Origin of the sequence: Micromonospora sp. NPDC052213 (genome assembly GCF_040679695.1) — a bacterium.
Classification (GTDB): domain Bacteria; phylum Actinomycetota; class Actinomycetes; order Mycobacteriales; family Micromonosporaceae; genus Micromonospora.
Window position 1 is genome coordinate 1 of the sequence record NZ_JBFAVI010000148.1, and the last position, 17026, is coordinate 17026.

General features: G+C 69.9%; 15 protein-coding genes and 4 pseudogenes. 11 read left to right on the forward strand and 8 right to left on the reverse strand.

Annotated features, from left to right (window positions below):
- Positions 1-128: 128 nt before the first annotated feature.
- Positions 129-590, reverse strand: a pseudogene (locus AB0L34_RS26325) (hypothetical protein); the annotation flags it as partial.
- Between AB0L34_RS26325 and AB0L34_RS26330 the strand changes: the two are divergent.
- Both AB0L34_RS26330 and AB0L34_RS26335 read left to right on the forward strand, forming a co-directional pair.
- Positions 589-912: pseudogene (locus tag AB0L34_RS26330) on the forward strand (site-specific DNA-methyltransferase); the annotation flags it as partial. The pseudogenes AB0L34_RS26325 and AB0L34_RS26330 sit on opposite strands and share 2 nt — an antisense overlap.
- A gap of 346 nt (positions 913-1258) precedes the next feature.
- Positions 1259-1594: a hypothetical protein gene (locus AB0L34_RS26335; RefSeq protein ID WP_363707494.1), complete on the forward strand. Its 336-nt coding sequence runs from the start codon at positions 1259-1261 to the stop codon at positions 1592-1594.
- Here AB0L34_RS26335 and AB0L34_RS26340 read toward each other — a convergent pair.
- The 7 genes and pseudogenes from AB0L34_RS26340 to AB0L34_RS26370 all read right to left on the reverse strand — a co-directional run bounded on the left by AB0L34_RS26340 (position 1572) and on the right by AB0L34_RS26370 (position 6372).
- The gene (locus AB0L34_RS26340; protein WP_363707516.1) at positions 1572-2216 is read right to left on the reverse strand and encodes an ankyrin repeat domain-containing protein; all 645 of its coding nucleotides are present in this window, start codon (positions 2214-2216) and stop codon (positions 1572-1574) included. The two genes, AB0L34_RS26335 and AB0L34_RS26340, sit on opposite strands and share 23 nt — an antisense overlap.
- Positions 2217-2280: 64 nt before the next feature.
- Positions 2281-2556: pseudogene (locus AB0L34_RS26345) on the reverse strand (ankyrin repeat domain-containing protein); the annotation flags it as partial.
- Positions 2553-3671 (reverse strand): hypothetical protein, encoded by a 1119-nt coding sequence (locus AB0L34_RS26350; protein WP_363707496.1) that lies wholly within the window; start codon positions 3669-3671, stop codon positions 2553-2555. The pseudogene AB0L34_RS26345 and the gene AB0L34_RS26350, both read right to left, overlap by 4 nt.
- Positions 3672-4090: 419 nt before the next feature.
- The gene (locus AB0L34_RS26355; protein WP_363707517.1) at positions 4091-4414 is read right to left on the reverse strand and encodes a hypothetical protein; all 324 of its coding nucleotides are present in this window, start codon (positions 4412-4414) and stop codon (positions 4091-4093) included.
- Positions 4415-4433: 19 nt separating this feature from the next.
- Positions 4434-5277, reverse strand: a pseudogene (locus tag AB0L34_RS26360) (transposase); the annotation flags it as partial.
- A gap of 67 nt (positions 5278-5344) precedes the next feature.
- Complete coding sequence (locus AB0L34_RS26365) at positions 5345-5698, reverse strand: sigma factor (RefSeq protein ID WP_363707498.1); 354 nt, start codon at positions 5696-5698, stop codon at positions 5345-5347.
- 65 nt (positions 5699-5763) lie between these two features.
- Positions 5764-6372, reverse strand: a complete 609-nt coding sequence (locus AB0L34_RS26370; RefSeq protein ID WP_363707500.1) for an RNA polymerase sigma factor — start codon at positions 6370-6372, stop codon at positions 5764-5766.
- 304 nt (positions 6373-6676) lie between these two features.
- Between AB0L34_RS26370 and AB0L34_RS26375 the strand changes: the two genes are divergently transcribed.
- The 9 genes from AB0L34_RS26375 to AB0L34_RS26415 all read left to right on the forward strand — a co-directional run bounded on the left by AB0L34_RS26375 (position 6677) and on the right by AB0L34_RS26415 (position 16512).
- Positions 6677-8026 (forward strand): alpha/beta fold hydrolase, encoded by a 1350-nt coding sequence (locus tag AB0L34_RS26375; protein WP_363707502.1) that lies wholly within the window; start codon positions 6677-6679, stop codon positions 8024-8026.
- Positions 8019-9338, forward strand: a complete 1320-nt coding sequence (locus AB0L34_RS26380) for an aminopeptidase P family protein (protein WP_363707503.1) — start codon at positions 8019-8021, stop codon at positions 9336-9338. The genes AB0L34_RS26375 and AB0L34_RS26380 overlap by 8 nt, the downstream gene beginning before the upstream one ends.
- A 53-nt stretch (positions 9339-9391) precedes the next feature.
- The gene (locus AB0L34_RS26385) at positions 9392-10297 is read left to right on the forward strand and encodes a dihydrodipicolinate synthase family protein (RefSeq protein ID WP_363707505.1); all 906 of its coding nucleotides are present in this window, start codon (positions 9392-9394) and stop codon (positions 10295-10297) included.
- The gene (locus tag AB0L34_RS26390; RefSeq protein WP_363707507.1) at positions 10294-11295 is read left to right on the forward strand and encodes a proline racemase family protein; all 1002 of its coding nucleotides are present in this window, start codon (positions 10294-10296) and stop codon (positions 11293-11295) included. The genes AB0L34_RS26385 and AB0L34_RS26390 overlap by 4 nt, the downstream gene beginning before the upstream one ends.
- A complete protein-coding gene (locus tag AB0L34_RS26395) occupies positions 11292-11975 on the forward strand; it encodes a GntR family transcriptional regulator (protein WP_363707509.1) in 684 nt (227 codons plus the stop codon). The genes AB0L34_RS26390 and AB0L34_RS26395 overlap by 4 nt, the downstream gene beginning before the upstream one ends.
- A 111-nt stretch (positions 11976-12086) precedes the next feature.
- Complete coding sequence (locus AB0L34_RS26400) at positions 12087-13229, forward strand: FAD-binding oxidoreductase (RefSeq protein ID WP_363707519.1); 1143 nt, start codon at positions 12087-12089, stop codon at positions 13227-13229.
- Complete coding sequence (locus AB0L34_RS26405) at positions 13226-13525, forward strand: (2Fe-2S)-binding protein (RefSeq protein ID WP_363707510.1); 300 nt, start codon at positions 13226-13228, stop codon at positions 13523-13525. Before AB0L34_RS26400 ends, AB0L34_RS26405 begins: the two co-directional genes overlap by 4 nt.
- A complete protein-coding gene (locus AB0L34_RS26410) occupies positions 13509-14996 on the forward strand; it encodes an NAD(P)/FAD-dependent oxidoreductase (RefSeq protein WP_363707512.1) in 1488 nt (495 codons plus the stop codon). Before AB0L34_RS26405 ends, AB0L34_RS26410 begins: the two co-directional genes overlap by 17 nt.
- Positions 14989-16512: an aldehyde dehydrogenase (NADP(+)) gene (locus AB0L34_RS26415; RefSeq protein ID WP_363707514.1), complete on the forward strand. Its 1524-nt coding sequence runs from the start codon at positions 14989-14991 to the stop codon at positions 16510-16512. The genes AB0L34_RS26410 and AB0L34_RS26415 overlap by 8 nt, the downstream gene beginning before the upstream one ends.
- The last annotated feature ends 514 nt before the right edge of the window (positions 16513-17026 follow it).

The window sequence follows — 17026 nt, forward strand, 5'->3', positions numbered from 1 at the left end:
ACCCGCTACGCCAAACGGGCATCTCTCTACCGCGCCAGCCTCGTTCTCATCGCCGCCATCATCTGGCTTCCATGATCGACAGGACAGGCCCTAGGGGCGCCGCGCGGGATGGCGGTGCGGGCGGTGGGCTAGGCCGCTGCTGTCTGCGCCGTGCCGCTGTAGGCGCGGTTTTGGCTGGCGGCGCGCAGGGCGGCCCGGCGTTGCGCCTGCGCCGCCAAGGCGTCGGCGGATTGCGGCGATGCGGCCCCGGTCAACAGGCCCGTGGCGAGGGCCTCGGCGATGCGGGTGTCGATGCGGCCCAGCCGCATTCGCAGGGCGTCGGTGGTTATGCCCAGCATGGCGGCGATCCGCTCGATGGCCCGGCGGCCCAGCCGCACGTCGATGTAGGGCTGCTCGTCGCACGCGTCGAGGATGCCCAATCGCACCGCACGGCGAACCAGCACGTCCGGGTGCCCGTAGGGCATCCGGGGCGTGCGTGGCCCGGTGACGTGTTCCATGTCCTTCACCGGCGTGACTTCCCCGGCCTGCTGGCGCAGCGCGTACCCGGCGCGCCAACCGGCACGACACAACGCCGCGTACGGGGCGGGCCGGATCCTGCGCGGCTGCGCGACACTGCTGCGCCCCGGCGGCACCGTGGTGGTCACCGCCCGGCCGTGGCGCAAGAACGGACAGCTGGTCGACCTGCCCAGCGCCGTGATCGCCGCCGGTGTCCGCGCTGGCCTTGTTCCCACGGAGCGGTGCGTGGCGCTGCTCGCCGCCGTTCGTGACGGGCACCTCGTCGCCCGGCCATCGTTCTTCCAACTCCAGGCTGTGCGCAAGGCCCGCACCGCCGGCACGCCGCTGCACCTGATCACGCACGAGGACGTGCTGATCTTCCGCCGACTGCAGACTGACTCGGGCTCAAGAATCTAGAACGACGCCACCGGGGGCGGGATGGTCGCGTGACTCGGCCCACCGCCCGTTACCTGCGTCTCGGCGCCGGGGTCCACCGCCCTACTGCTCGCCGTGCGGGGCGAGATCCCTACCTTCGACGCGGCGATCTTGGCCGACATCCTGCCGGGACCCGCTGCCGTCCACGCCCACCTGCGCTTCATCAAGCGGCGCGGCGCCCCAGCCGGGATCCCGATCCTGCGGGCAACGACCGCGCCGATGCTAGGCCCACCTGCACCAACGCCGCCAGACGCGTCCTGACGACGAGTACCAGCCGGTCACCGACCAGGAGTGGGCGGAGTTCCAGGAGCACCTCGACATACGCAAGGTGGAACTGGTCTCCTGCGCTCGTCCGTACGGAACCGGCTGCCAGCATGAGCACGCCTGTATTCGCTGTCCAATACTCAACGTCAATCGAAAGATGATCAGCAGGCCCGACGAACTGGAGAATGACCTTCTCTCGCGACGACAGCGAGCAGAAACCGAGCATTGGCTGGGTGAGATCGAAGGCATCGACCTCACCCTCACTTTCCTGCGTGCCAAACGAGAGCAGGCCCAGCGGCTGTCTCAGCGATCCTTGCTACAGATCCAGCCGACATGGACCATCACGCCGAACATCCGCAGGGGCGACCCTGACCGGCCTAGCGGCCGAGCTGCCGGTTGAGTTCCTCAAGTAGGTCTACGATCTCCAACCTACTGGTACCGGCGGGCATGACTCGCGTGGTGCCGTAGGCGAGTTCGACCAGTGCCGAGCGTGTGGCAGCGAGTTCGTCTGCGGTGACCTCCAGTTGGAACCACGATGCGTTGGTGGCCGGGACGATCTCGTTGCGCAGCCTTACGGCGACGGCCTCTGCCGTGTCGGCGTCCGTACCAGTGCGAGTTGCCCACTCGTCGTCGCCGAGATCGTCCAAGACGATGTCGATGACGCCCGCCAGCAAGTGGAGTATCCGTGGGTCACCGGTGAGCTGCGCACCGACCGGGATAGAGCGCACGACGGTGCGGGTGATTGGCACGTCGTCCAGCCCGGCGTGGCGCTCGCCCAGCATGAACTGGACGTTCTGGCGCTGCCAACCGCGGGCCAACTGCAACGCCGTCATGCCGTCGGTACTGATGGTGTCGGTGGCGGCGCCTGCCAGCAGCAGGGCAGCGATGACCTGTCGTTCGTTGCGTTCGACCGCGTGCATCAACGCGGTCCGCCCGTGCTGGTCGCCGGACTCCACGTCGGCGCCAGCCTGCAGTAGCACGTCCACTGCAGCATGGTCTCCTCGCCGGGCGGTGCCTCGTATGGGACAACGCCTCCGTCACGATGCTCGTCCTGGTGGCGGGCTCCGCCGGAAGCGCCCCGTGGGCGATGAGGTGCCGCACTACGTCCGTGTGTGCCTCGAGTATGGCGACGCGCAGCGGCGTCACGTTGAAGTGACCGACCGGTCCGACGCTCGCCCCGGCGTCCACCAGCAAAACGACGATTTCCAGCCGGCCGCTGCGGGCGGCCTCGATGAGCACGGACCCCCGGAACCGGCCCACTTCCGCATTCGGATCAGCCCCGTCGGTCAAGGCCTGCGCGACGGCTGCCCCGTCACCGGCTTGCACCGCTTCGACCAGGTGTTGATTGGCGGTGTGGTTCATCGCTCGTCACCTTCTGCCACGCCAGAAAACGCGCCGAGACGCAGCCGCGCCGCTACATGGTCGACGAACCAGGCGAAGAAATCGCTGGTGGGGCTGAGGCCCGCGCGGACCGCGTCACGCCAATCCGGCCGGTCGAGTACGGCGAGGTAATGCTGCACGATGCGGTCCCGCTGCTCGGCAGTGCAGCCGCATCGGTTCGGAGGCTTGGCCGCCAGATAGTCGGCGATGATCGCGCCGTCGACGTACCGATTTGCTGTCGGCGTCTGCTGGGCGAGGTGAGCAGCATGCGCGGCCAGCACGACAGGTGCCGGCGGGTAGTGCTCGAGGGTCATGCCCATGCCATTGCAGTTGGCCATGGTCCTCAGGAGCCGGCCGGTGTGATCGATCAGGTCGTCGTCGGCATCGGCGCTGATGATCGCTTCGTGCAGGTGTGCTGCGGTGGCGACCTTGCCGGCGAAGTAGCCGTTCAGGTAGTCGCCGTCGCAGGCATGGCGCAGCAGCCACGCCCGAGAGTTGACGGCGCCCTGTCGGCACAGCGCCTCGACGACGTAGACCCTGCCCCAACCGGCGACGCGCTCGGCGAGCCACAGCAGCGCTTCTCCACCTCCGCGGCGGCGTTGCAACGCCTCTGCGGCCAACGGCCCGAACCGGTTCGACAGCAGACCGATGGTTTGGATCAGCGGGATGTCCTCCTCGGCCCAGTCTGCGGCCAGCAGCGCGAGTCCGACCGTGGCGGCGCTGCGGTCAGTGCTGCGCCGCACTAACCACCGGCCGGTCTGCCGCACTCGCTGCCGGTCCGCGCGCAGCGCCGCGGCAACGATGTGGTCGTTGCGATGGATTGGGACGTGGGCATCGCGGAAGGCGTCGACAAGTTCACTCGCCTGCGCGTCAGGCTGACTGAAGTGACTGTCGAGGATGACAGCGACATCGGCTCCGTCGAGTCGTCGATCCCTCGCACGCCGGGTTGACGGCCGCGAGCGATGACGCTCTTCGTCCGGATACGGCTCACCGTCGCGAGGCAGAACACCGTCGGGATGTTGCTGATGGAGACGTAGAGCGTGTTCGAACAGAGTGATCTGGGGTCCGAGCAGTCCAGGCTCGGTCGTCACGCTCACCGGCGGACGGAGGACTCGATTCTCTCGATCATGGCCGCGATGATGCCACCCCACACGCCGCTTCAGCAAGCAGCGCGTCCCGTCAAGCACGTTAGAGCCGGTGGTTGACGCCGAAGAAAGTGCAGATAAGCACTTCCGAGTACAAGATCAAGTCCGGCGCCAGCTCCGCTATCCGCACCCCAGCGAGTGTCGGCGGGCGTGGTCGCCGCGATGGCGATCGGGATCAGTCTCGACGAGATCGGCCGCGCGCGGGACGCCGACACGGCGTACATGTGCAATGCCTTCCCGCTGCTGGAACTCGGGTGCGGTTGCTCAGGCGGAATCAGTTGGCGGGCATGCCGAACCAGCGGGAGAAGTGACCGTCCAGGTCTTGCTGATCGTCGCCGATCCAGGCGACGTGGCCGTCGGGAGGGGTCTCCCTATGGCTTCCGCCAAGCCCGGGACGCGGGGCCAGTCAGCCGGTGGGTGAGGTCGTCGAGGCAAGTGGCGAGTTCTGCGGTGTTGCTCATCTCGTAGTAAGTGATGGTGATGGCTCCGGTCAAGATGTCGCCTACCTCCAGGTCGGCTTCGCCACTGGTCCAGAGGATCAACTGGGCCAAGTGATGAGCAGTGGTGCAGTCGACCCAAGAAGACGATTTGGAGCGGGTGGGTCCGTGATGCAGCCGCCAATGGACTCCCGCTGCTTGCCACTGTGTGCGTCGGGCGGCCACTGCGGTGACGAAGTCGTTGAGGTCGAACTCCATCATGCCGGTGATGGTAGGGCCGCGGCTGGTAGGGGAACTTGTCGCGGGGCATGGCGAACAGGACATCGACGCGGCGGCGGGCGAGGCAGATGAGGGCGGTGTTGTGGCGTTTGCCTTGGGCGCGCTTGCGGTCGTAGTGGGCGCGGCTGGCAGGGTCGGCCAAGAACGCAAACTCGGCAAGGAAGAACGCGTGCACCCGCGAGCAGGGTGTTCACCACGGATGCTGCTGCCTGAGCGGCGGGATACTGGCGCCAGGCCGGCGTAGGCGGCCAGATGGCCGGGCGTCTTGAAGGCGGTGCCGTCGCCGACTTCGAGCAGGATCCTCGCTGCGGTCCTGACGCCGATGCCGGGCATCGAGGTCAGGACCTCGGCAAGAGGTGCGCATCAAGCGTCCTGTCGACCTCGTTGGCGACTTGGTTGCGTTGTTGCAGGACGTCGCGCCGGCTGTCGGCCAGCCGGGGCAGGATCATCTCGGCAGCAGCGGTGCCGGGAACGGTAACGGTCTGCTCGTCGAGGACGGCCATGATGTGTTCGACGAGACGTTCGCCCATGCGCGGCGCGCTCTTGGACACGATTGACAGCAGTTTGCGGCGCCCGGCCTTGCGCAGCCCGGCCTGGCCGCCGCACTGCGACAACAACTCCAGCACCGCCTTGTGCTGCACTCGCGGGCCGAGGACTCGTTCCAGCGCGGGATGGATCTGGGTCAGCAGCCCGCGGATGCGGTTGCTGATGCGGGTGGCCTCGCCGGCCAGGTCGTCGTCGAACCCGACGAGCACTTCCAACTCGGCCAGGGCTTCGTCGCCAACATCGACGCGGCGCAGCGTGTGCGGCAGAGTCCGAGCCGCGTCAGCGATCACGTAAGCGCGCGGGCGTCTCGCCACCGTTTGAGCCGGTTGATGCAGCGTCCGACCATGTTGCGCTTGCGGTAGGTCACCTTGGCGAACGGCGGGAGGTCTGCCTTGCCGCCCGGTGCTGGTTGGCCAGATCGGTGGCGAGCCCGTAAAGCCAGGGTCGAGCGTCGGACTGGGTGATGTCGAACTGATTCCGAAGACGAAACGCCGCGACGAATGTCTCAGCGACAAGTTCGTCTGCGGCCGGCACACCGAAGCGTCGCGCTAGGTGACGATGGATGCGCCGCGCGTGCCGGTCGATGATCGTCGAGAAGATTTCGGGATCCTCCTCGGACCAAGCGATGATGTCGGCGTCTGTCAATGCACTGTCGCCGACATTCTTCGTCCGCCGTCGTAGGAGTCGCATGGTAGGCCTTTCGCAGAAGAGCGTCATCCGTTGTCCGCATCCAGTGGCTGGACAGTTCATGTTTGGGAGGCGGCCGGCCGCTGGGACGGGTGTCAGGTCCTCTGGCCGACTCGGTCAACGATGGCGAGGGCCGACACCGCCGATCCGCCTGCCGGCCCCGCCCACTCCGAGGAAGGTGTAGGTCTCGGGGTGGAAGACGAGCACGATTTCGCCCGAGCCGTGCGTCGATGGCCAGGTTCGTCGTACCCGAGTTCCTCCCAAGCGATCAGCAGCAACACGTCGCGATCTCCGTCGGAGAGCGTGGCCAGCGCCTCGAGGAGGGGCCGGCGTAGTGATTGCGCCGTCACCGTGGTGGCGACCCGGTTGGCATGCGATGCCTCGGTCGTCGCGGGGACGTACGCCTGTCGCAGCCGGTACTCGCGCTCCTCATTTCGCCGGTGCTGGCCGACGATCTTGGTGGCGATCCCGTACAGCCACGGCATTGCGTTCGGACAGGTGGTCTCGAAGCGGTCCCGGCGGCGGAACGCCGCGAGGAACGTCTCCGCGACCAGGTCGTCCGCAGCCGGCACACCGAGGCGCCGCGCCAGGTAACGGTGGATGTGCGGTGCGTGTCGGTCGAAGATCGTCGAGAAGGTCTCCGGGTCCTGCACGGAGCTCTCGATGATCGCTGCGTCCGTCACCGCGCCGACATCGGCGTCCAACGTTGGTCTGAGTTCTTTCACGCAAGGCCTCTCGCGGAGCAGGGAAGCGTCACCTGTTATCCGCACGTCGCGACAAGACGGTTCACGGGTGGCCACCAGCCACCCGGGGAGCGGCCGCTGCCTGGCACGCCCTCGCTGGTCGGCGCCGCAGCACGGCTTGGCAGATGCTGGATCTCCACCTACGATCAGTGCAATGGCACACCTTACTGATTGAGGCGTGCGTGCCCGCAGCAGGTGGTGATCGTGTTCGGTGCCGCAGGGGCGACAGAGGTTCCGCCGGCCGCAGCGGCGAAAGGAGGTGCCGATGACCGTCACCGCGACCTACACGATCCCTGGCATGCGCATCCGGGACCACGTCAGCGAGGTGCCGCTCGATTGGTCTGACCCGACGCGCGGCAGCATCCAGGTCTTCGCCCGTGAGATCGTCGATCCCATGCGGGCCGGGGAGGACCTGCCGTGCCTGGTCTACCTGCAGGGCGGACCCGGCGGGAAGGGCCCCCGTCCGCTCACCCGGTTCGGCTGGCTCGGCCTGGCACTGCGCGATTACCGCGTGGTCCTGGTCGACCAGCGTGGCACTGGCCGCAGCACCCGCGTCGATGGCCGCCGGATGAGCGCCTTCACGACGGCGGAGGAGGCTGCCCGCTTCCTCGCGTGCTTCCGGGCTGACTCGATCGTGGCCGACCACGAGCACCTGCGAAAGTCCGTCTTCGGCGGCGGGCCCTGGTCCACCCTCGGACAGTCGTACGGCGGCTTCGTCACGCTGACGTACCTGTCGAAGGCTCCGGAGGGCCTGAGCGCCTGCTACGTCACCGGTGGCCTGCCTGGTCTCGACCCGTCGGCGGCGGAGGTCTACAGGCGTACCTACCCGCGAGTCGAGGCGAAGAACAGGGAGTTCTACCGGCGGTACCCGCACCAGGTCGCGCACGTGGGTCGGATCGCCGATCGGCTGGCCGAAGGCGACGTGTTGCTGCCCGACGGCGATGTGCTCACGGTCCGACGGTTGCAGTCGCTCGGCATCGACCTCGGCATGAAGCCCGGATACGAGCGCATGCACTGGCTGCTCGATGAGGCGTTCGCTGGGGGCGAGCTGTCCGCGACGTTCCTGCACCAGGTGCTGGCCAGGACGGCGTACAGTGACAACCCGCTGTTCGCGGCCCTGCACGAGAGCATCTACGGACATGGCACCGCTGCCACCGGCTGGGCGGCCCAGGCGGAGCGGGAGAGGCATCCGCAGTTCGCCGAGGAAGCCAGGCCGCTGCTGTTCACCGGCGAGATGATCTACCCCTGGATGTTCCAGGAGATCGCCGAGCTGCGTCCGTTCCGCGACGCCGTGGAAGCGCTGGCGGTCCGGGACGAGTGGCCGCCGCTCTATGACCTCGACCGGCTGGCCGCCAACGAGATCCCGGTGGTGGCCGCCGTCTACCACGACGACATGTACGTGGACGCGGGTCTGCAGATGGACACGGCGTCCCGGGTGGGCAACGTCCGGACCTGGATCACCAACGAGTACGAACACGACGGCCTACGCGAGGACGACCGGGTCTTCGCCCGGCTGACCGAGATGCTCCGCGAAATGGGCGCAGGAGTCAGAGACATCGATGGAGCTGACAGGAACCCGTCCGCTCCACGGCAGGAGGGAATTTCCGTTGCGTGATGGCAAGCCGCCGAAGCTGTCCGACGTCGCGGCGTTCACGGAGTACATGGCCACCGGCTGGGACGTGCCCGACCGCACCCCGTCGGTCGTGCCCGGCGCCGCCGAGGCGGCCGCCGCCCACCGGGCCCGCCTGGCCGAGGCCCTCCCGGGCCGCACCGTCGTGCTGGCGGCGGGGGAGGCGCCCGTACGCAGCAACGACACGAGTTACGACTTCCGTCCGGACAGTGACTTCGTCTGGACGACCGGCTGCTCGGTCGAGAACGCCGTCGTGGTGCTGCGCGGCGGCGACGCCACTCTCTACCTGCCGTCGCCGGCCCAGCCCGGTGACCCCGGGTTCTTCGCCGACGCCCGCTACGGCGAGTTGTGGGTGGGCGCGGCGCCGGGGCTGGCCGACTGGGCGCGGGCGCTGAACGTCGAGGTTCGGCCGCGCGCAGAACTCACCGAGGACGTGACCCGGGACGAGGAGGTCGCGCGGACCCTCGCCGAGTTGCGCATGTACAAGGACGAGTGGGAGATCGGGCAGCTCCGGGAGGCGGTGGACCGCACCGTCGAGGGCTTCGCCGCGGTCGTCCGCGAGATCCCCACCGCGATCGCGGGGCCCGGGGAGCGGTGGCTGCAGGGCACCTTCGACCGGTACGCCCGGGCGTACGGCAACGGCCCCGGCTACACCACGATCGTCGGTAGCGGCCGGCACGCGCCCACCCTGCACTGGGTGCGCTGCGACGGCCCGGTGCTGCCGGACGAGGTGCTCCTGCTCGACATGGGGGTCGAGGTCAACAGCTACTACACCGCCGATGTCACCCGGACGTTTCCCGCCTCCGGGCGGTTCTCGCAGGCGCAGCGGCAGGTACACGACCTGGTGGAACAGGCCCACAGAGCCGGGTTGGCGGCGGTGGGCCCGGGCCGCCGGTTCACCGAGTTCCATCACGCGGCGATGGAGGTGATCGCGCGGGGCCTGGCGGACTGGGGACTGTTGCCGGTCTCCGTGGACGAGGCGCTGTCCGACACCGGGCAACACCACCGGCGCTACCTGGTGTGCGGAGTTGGCCATCACCTGGGGCTGGACGTGCACGACTGCGGCCGAGCTGCGGAGGACGCCTATCAGGGTGCGGCTATGGCGCCCGGCATGGTGCTGACGGTCGAGCCCGGACTGTACTTCCATCCGCACGACCTGACCGTGCCTCCGGAGCTGCGCGGGATCGGTGTGCGTATCGAGGACGACCTGCTGGTCACGCCCGACGGTTCGGAGGTGTTGTCCAGTGCGCTGCCGCTGGAGGCCGACGGCTTGGAGAAGTGGATGGCCATGCAGTGATTATGTGACATTGCACTGTGTACCTTCCCCGTACGACCGATGAGGAGCCAGCAGTGACCACCCCCGCAAAGCCCTGGCGCGGCGTGCACGTCGCGACGGCGCTGCCCCTCCACGACGACCTCTCCGTCGACTACGACGCGTTCGCCGAGCACGTCGGGTTCCTCGCCGCTGGAGGCTGTGACGGCGTGACGCCCAACGGCTCCCTCGGCGAGTACCAGACGCTGACCCCGCAGGAGCGGGAGCGCGTCGTCGAGACCGCCGTACAGGCCGCCCCCGCCGGATTCGGCGTCATGCCCGGCGTCGCCGCCTACGGCGCCCTCGAGGCCCGCCGCTGGGCCGAGCAGGCCGCCGAGGCCGGAGCCACCTCCGTCCTGCTGCTGCCGCCCAACGCCTACCGCGCCGACCGCGAGGCAGTGGTCGAGCACTACCGCGAGGTCGCGCGCGCCGGACTGCCTGTCGTCGCCTACAACAACCCCATCGACACCAAGGTCGACCTGGCGCCTGCGCTGCTTGCCGAACTGTTCCAGGATGGCTTGATCGTCGGCGTGAAGGAGTTCACCGGCGACGTGCGCAGAGCGTACGAGATCAGCGAACTGGCCCCCGGCCTGGACATTCTGGTCGGCGCCGACGACGTGCTGCTCGAACTGGGTATCGCCGGAGCCGTCGGCTGGATCGCCGGCTACCCGAACGCGATCCCGGAGAGCACCGTGGAGCTCTACCGGCTGGTCACCTCAGGCGACCCCGCGGACATCGCCAAGGCCCTGCCGATCTACCGGGACCTGCACGCGCTGCTGCGCTGGGACTCCAAGACCGAGTTCGTCCAGTCGATCAAACTGTCGATGGACGTCGCCGGCCGCAAGGGCGGCGCCTGCCGTCCGCCACGCCTGCCGCTGCCGTCCGAACTGGCAGCCAAGATCATCGCCGACACCGAAGCGGTGCTCGCCAAGGGCTACAGATGAGATCCCGCCGCACGTTCCACGTTGTCGACTCGCACACCGAGGGCATGCCCACCCGGGTCGTCGTCGGCGGCGTGGGCGCCATCCCCGGAGCAACCATGGCCGAGCGCAGGCTGTGGTTCGTGGAGAACAGCGATGACGTCCGCACGTTGCTGATGTACGAACCACGCGGCCACGCCGCGATGAGCGGCGCGATCCTGCAACCGCCGACCCGTCCCGACGCCGACTACGGTGTGCTCTTCATCGAGGTCTCCGGACTGCTGCCGATGTGCGGCCACGGCACGATCGGCGTCGCGACGGTCCTCGTCGAGACCGGGATGGTGCCCGTCGTCGAGCCGGTGACCACGATCAGGCTCGACACTCCCGCCGGCCTGGTCGTCGCCTCCGTGACGGTGCGCGACGGCGCGGCCGAGTCGGTCACCATCCAGAACGTTCCGTCTTTCGCGTACGCGATCGACCGGAAGGTCGAGGTCCCGGGCGTCGGCGCGGTCGACTACGACATGGCCTTCGGCGGAAACTTCTACGCGATCGTCGACCTGGCGGACCTCGGGCTGCCCTTCGACCGCGCCCGCGCCGGCGACCTGCTCGCCGCGGGCCTGGCGATCATGGATGCGGTGAACGAGCAGGACCGGCCGGTGCACCCGGAACGTGACGACATCAGCGGCTGCCACCACGTCTACCTGAAGGCCCCCGGCTCCACCGCCAAACTGTCGCGACACGCCATGGCCATCCACCCCGGCTGGTTCGACCGGTCCCCATGCGGCACCGGCACGAGCGCCCGGATGGCGCAGTTGTGGGCGCGCGGCGAACTGGGCATCGGCGAGGACTTCGTCAACGAGTCGTTCATCGGCACCCGCTTCACCGGGCGGCTGCTCGGCGAGACCACCGTCGGGTCGCTCCCTGCCGTCCTGCCGTCGATCACGGGCAGGGCATGGGTCACCGCGACGGCACAGCTCCACCTCGACCCCACCGACCCGTTCCCCGCAGGATTCCTGCTGTGAGCCCCGTGCCCGTCCCGGACCTTCCCGACATCGGTCGCAGAGAGAACCTCCGCGACAGGATCAGGGAGGCCCTGCGTGCGGCGATCATCTCCGGCAAGCTGGAACCCGGCGTGGTGTACTCGGCTCCAGCGCTCGGCGCGCAGCTCGGCGTATCACCCACACCCGTGCGGGAAGCCATGCTCGACCTGGTGAAGAGCGGCCTGGCCGTACCTCACCCGAACAAGGGCTTCCGCATCACCGAGGTGTCCGAGGAGGACCTCGACAACCTGGCCGCCGTGCGGCTGCTCATCGAGCCGCCGACCGTGCGCAATGTCGTGACGGTGATCCCGAAGGCGGACTTCCCCGAGCTGAGGGCACTCGCACAGGCCATCGTCGACGCGGCGGAGCGCGGCGACCTGGTCGGCTACATCGAGGCCGACCACGTCTTCCACCTGACCCTGCTCGGCTACAGCCGCAACCGGTTCCTGATGGACGTCGTGTCCGACCTGCGCTCGCGGACCCGGCTGCTCGGCCTGACCCCCCTGTTGGAGAGCGGCAGACTGGTCCGCTCGGCGGCGGAGCACCACGAGCTCCTGGACTTCGTCGAAGCCCGCGACCCGTCCGGGGCCGAACTGCTGATGCACCGCCACATCGGCCACGTTCGCGGTCTGTGGGCAGACAGCGCCAGGGACGCCCCATGAGGCGAAGCGGGGCGGCATGACCGAGCGCAGCGAGCGAACCCTCGGGCACAGCACGGTCGAGCCCCACGCCGCCATCCACCGTGGGGAGGCGACGGCGTGAGCGCGGACCTGGTGGTCGTCGGGGCAGGAGTGGTGGGCGCTGCCAGCGCGTACTTCGCGGCACTGGCGGGCCTGCGGGTGGTCGTCGTCGAGCGCGGGGCGATCGCCGGCGGCACCTCCAGCGCCGGCGAGGGCAACGTGCTGGTGTCCGACAAACAGGCCGGCCCCGAGCTGGACCTGGCACTGTACTCGCAGCGCGTCTGGCGCGAAGACCTCGCCGAGCACGGCGACCTGTGGGAGTTCGAAGCCAAGGGCGGGCTGGTCGTCGCGGCATCGGAGCAGAGCCGCGCCGCACTGCGCGAGCTCACCGTCCACCAGCGCCGCTGCGGTGTCGAGGTTCGCGACGTCCCGCGAGCCGAGTTGCGCGACTACGAGCCGCATCTGTCGCCGCGGCTCGCCGGTGGCGCCTACTACCCACAGGATGCCCAGGTCCAGCCGATGCTGGTGGCGGCCCACCTGCTAGGGCTGGCCCGCGAGCGCGGCACGCGCGTGCGTACGCACACCGAGGTGACGGGGTTCCTCCGCGACGGCCCGCGGGTGACGGGCGTACGCACCTCGACAGGAGACATCCCGGCCAGCGCGGTGCTCAACGCCGCCGGCACGTGGGCCGGCGACATCGCCGGCCTCGCCGGAGTGCGTGTCCCCGTGCTACCCCGACGGGGCTTCGTCCTGGTCACCCAGCCGATGCCGCCCCGGACGATCCGTCACAAGGTGTACGCCGCCGAGTACGTCGCCGACGTGGGCAGCTCCGACGCGGCACTGCAAACCTCGCCCGTGGTCGAGGGAACCGTTGGCGGCACGATCCTCATCGGCGCGTCACGTGAGCGCGTCGGACTCGACCGGACCATGTCCGTTACGGCTGTCGGCTCGCTCGCCGCCAAGGCCATCGCGTTGTTCCCGATGCTCCGGCAGATCCGGGTGATGCGCACCTACCTCGGCTTCCGTCCCTACTGCCCAGACCATCTACCCGTCATCGGTCCGGACACCCGCGCACCCGGCCTCTGGCACGCCTGCGGCCACGAGGGCGCAGGCATCGGTCTGTCCGTCGGCACCGGCAAGTTGATCGCCCAAGCGCTCGTGGGGGAGCGGACCGACCTGAATCTCACGCCGTTCGCACCGGACCGCTTCGCGCAGGACGAGGAGGTCTTCGCATGACACTCCAGATGACATTCCGCGGTGCCGTCGTGCCGGCCGAGCCGGGCCAGAGCGTCGCCGCCGCGCTGATCTCCGCCGGAATCACGAGCTGGCGCACCACCCGCAGGGGCGGCACGCCGCGAGGACTGTTCTGCGGCATCGGCATCTGCTTCGACTGTCTCATCACCGTCGACGGCGTTCCCGACCAGCGCGCCTGTCTCGTCACCGCCGCCGACGGCATGCGCCTCGGCGACGACGCCGGGCCGGACACACCAGACGCCGGCGACCGGGGGGACAGCGATGCCGCACGTGCCTGACGTCGCCGTGGTCGGCGCGGGGCCAGCCGGCCTCGCCGCCGCCGTCGAAGCCGCCGAGGCCGGCCTCGAGGTCACCCTCATCGACACCGCCGCGCAACCCGGCGGGCAGTACTGGCGGCACTACGACGAGGCCCACGCCCGTCCCGACGATCGCGTCGGCCACCACGGCCGGTCGGTCTTCACCCGGCTGCGGGACCGCCTGAACGCCCTCCGCACAACTGGCCAGGTCCGCTACCTCCCCGGCCACCAGGTCTTTCTCATCACCCGCGACGCCGGTGGGACCTTCACGCTCCGGATGACAGCCGCCACGTCCACCGTCACGCCGCTGGACGGCGCGGACCGCACGCTCGTCGCGCGAACGCTGATCCTGTGCCCAGGAGGATACGACCGGCAACTACCCGTGCCCGGCTGGGACCTGCCCGGCGTGATGACCGTGGGGGGAGCGCAGGCCCTGCTCAAGGGGCATCGCACGGCGGCGGGGCGGCGGGCGGTCATCGCCGGCACCGGCCCGTTCCTGCTTCCCGTGGCCACCGGCCTCGCGCGTGCCGGAGTGACCGTCGCAGCCGTCATCGAGGCCAACGCGACGCTGGGCTGGCTACGCGATCCGCTCGGCGCCATGTCCGCGCCAGCCAAGGGCGTCGAGGCACTGCAGTACGCGACGCTGATGGCCCGACACCGCATCCCGTACCGGACGAGGACCGTGATCCGTGAGGTACTCGGAAAGGACCGGGCGGAGGCGGTCCGGGTCGCCCGGGTGGACCGCGACGGCCGCCCGACCGGGCCGGACGAGGAGATCGCCGCCGACCTCGTCGCACTCGGTTGGGGCTTCACCCCCTCGCTCGAACTGCCGCTCATGCTCGATGCCGAAACGGCGATGGACACCGACGGATCGCTCGTCGTGGCCGTCGACGACCGTCAGCGCAGCAGCGTCGAAGGACTGTACGTCGCCGGTGAGGCGACCGGTGTGGGCGGCGCGGCGCTGGCCGTCCACGAGGGGCGGCTGGCCGCGCTCGCCCTCGCCGACGCGCACGGCCGCCCGACCGACCGGGCGCTGATGAGGTGGCTGCGGCGGGCCGTCCGGCGGGGCCGCAGGTTCGCCGCCGCCATGCACCGCACCTATCCGCTGCCACGCGCATGGCCCGAGTGGCTGTCGGAGACGACGCTGGTCTGCCGCTGCGAGGAGGTCTCATACCGCGACCTGCGCCGGGCACACGACCACCTCGGCGCAGAGGACGCCCGCACGCTGAAGATGCTGGCCCGGCCTGGGATGGGCTGGTGCCAGGGACGGGTGTGCGGCCTCGCCACCGCAGAGATCGCGGCCTGGCTCACCGGACGTGAGACCACGACCGACGACCTGCGCCCGCTGGCCACCCGCAGCCTCGCTGTGCCGGTGCCCCTGGGAGAGCTCGCTGCCCTGGCCGAGGACACGACGCCCGCCGAGATGGAAGAAAGAGGACGATACGGTGAATGACGTGTTGAGCGTCGACCCGCGTACCGGCAGACCGCGCGAGCGCGTGGCGGCCGAGTCGACAGCGCACGATGTGGACCAGGCGGTACGCACGGCGGCAGCCGCCGGTGCGGCACTGCAAGACCGCGCCGCGCGTACGGACCTGCTTCGCGCAGCCGCCGCGCTCCTGGAGACGAACGGCGAGGAGATCATCGCGACCGCCGACGCGGAGTCGGCGCTCGGCCAGGTGCGGCTCAGCGGCGAACTCGCCCGCACGTGCTACCAGCTGCGCCTGTTCGCGGACGTGGTCGCGGCCGGCACCTACCTGGGCGTGATCATCGACCACGCCGACCCGTCGGCGCAGCCCGCACCTCGCCCCGACCTGCGTCGCTACAAGGTGCCGCTGGGCGTGGTCGGCGTCTTCGCGGCGAGCAACTTCCCCCTGGCGTTCAGCGTGCCAGGCGGCGACACCGCGAGCGCTCTGGCCGCGGGGTGCCCCGTCGTGGTCAAGGCACACCCGGACCATCCCGCCACCTCCGTCCTCTGCGCCCGGATTCTCCGGTCGGCGGCGGCCGAGGTCGGACTACCCGAGGACGTTATCCGCCTGGTCCACGGTTTCGACGCCGGCCCGGAACTCGTACGCCATCCCCTCACCGCGGCCGTGGGGTTCACCGGCTCGGTGCGCGGCGGCCGCGCCTTGTTCGACATCGCAACCTCCCGGCCGCGGCCGATCCCGTTCCACGGCGAGCTGGGCAGCCTCAACCCGGTGGTGGTGACCGAACGCGCAGCCGAAACCAGGGCAGAGGAGATCGGAGCGGGGCTGGCAGCCTCGTACACGCAGGGCATGGGCCAGTTCTGCGTCAAGCCGGGTCTCGTCCTGCTGCCCGAGGGACCAGCGGGTGACGCCGTCGTCCAGGCGGTCGTCGCGGCGGCGGTCCCGTCCGGGCCACTGCTCGACCCGCGCATGCGGGAGGCGTTCCTCGCCGGGGTACGCGCCCGCGCGGCGCTACCAGGAGTGGCGGAACCGCTCGGAGCGGGCGAGGCCGGCGATGACGCAGTGCCGCTGGCCGTGCGGCCGGGCGTACTGACCGTCGCGGCGTCGCGGCTCGACGGAGAGGCGTACCGGGAGTTGCTCGAGGAGTGCTTCGGACCGGTCACCGTGCTGGTCCGCTACGGCTCGACAGCCGAACGGGACACGGTGCTCAACGCCTTGCCGGGCAACCTCACAGCGACGGTGCACCTGGCAGCCGACGAACGGGACGACGCGGCGGCGGACCTGGTCGCCGGGTTGAGCGAGATCGCGGGACGGGTCGTGGTGGACGGCTGGCCCACTGGGGTGACGGTCGCCCCCGCCATGCACCACGGCGGACCGTACCCGGCCTCCACGAGCGGCTCGACCTCGGTGGGAAGCACCTCGATCGAGCGCTGGTTGCGCCCGGTCTGCTACCAGAACGTCCCGGACCCGTTGCTTCCGCCGGAGCTGCGCGAGGCCAACCCACTCCGCGTCCCCCGGACGGTCGACGGCGTCAGTACGACCTGAACCGGGTCGGGCGCGGATGGTGCCCCGGCCGGTGGCCGGAGAGGGCTCTCGTGACGGTCGGCGTGAGAGAGCGCTTCAGCCAGCAGTCGCTGCACGTGCACGTCGGCAGCGGAGTAGCTGACGAATGTCCCTCGCACCGGCCGCGCACCAACCTGGCGAGGCGCAGTTACGCGAGGCGACGGCTCACCGCGGTCGGCGCCTCGCCGACCAGCTCGGCCAGGCACGCCACCGATGAATCACCCCGCGGCAACGCCCACAGAATCTTGGATGCGGGCCGCATCGGCGAGCAGTCGGAACCCTACGGCGGCGAACTGGACCTGCTCGTCGTGCGGCAGGCGGACGTCGACCGGGAGCCCAAGGGTGAGTCTGCGTCACCCGCAGCCGCGTATTCCGCGGCAGCCGGAACACCGGCAGCGCACGCGACGTCGTCCGCTCGTCGGCCCAGAAGGCTGCGCCGGCACGCTCCGGCGGCGGAGAGCGCCGCCTGACGCGATCCCTGAGCCTGCGCCGCTCG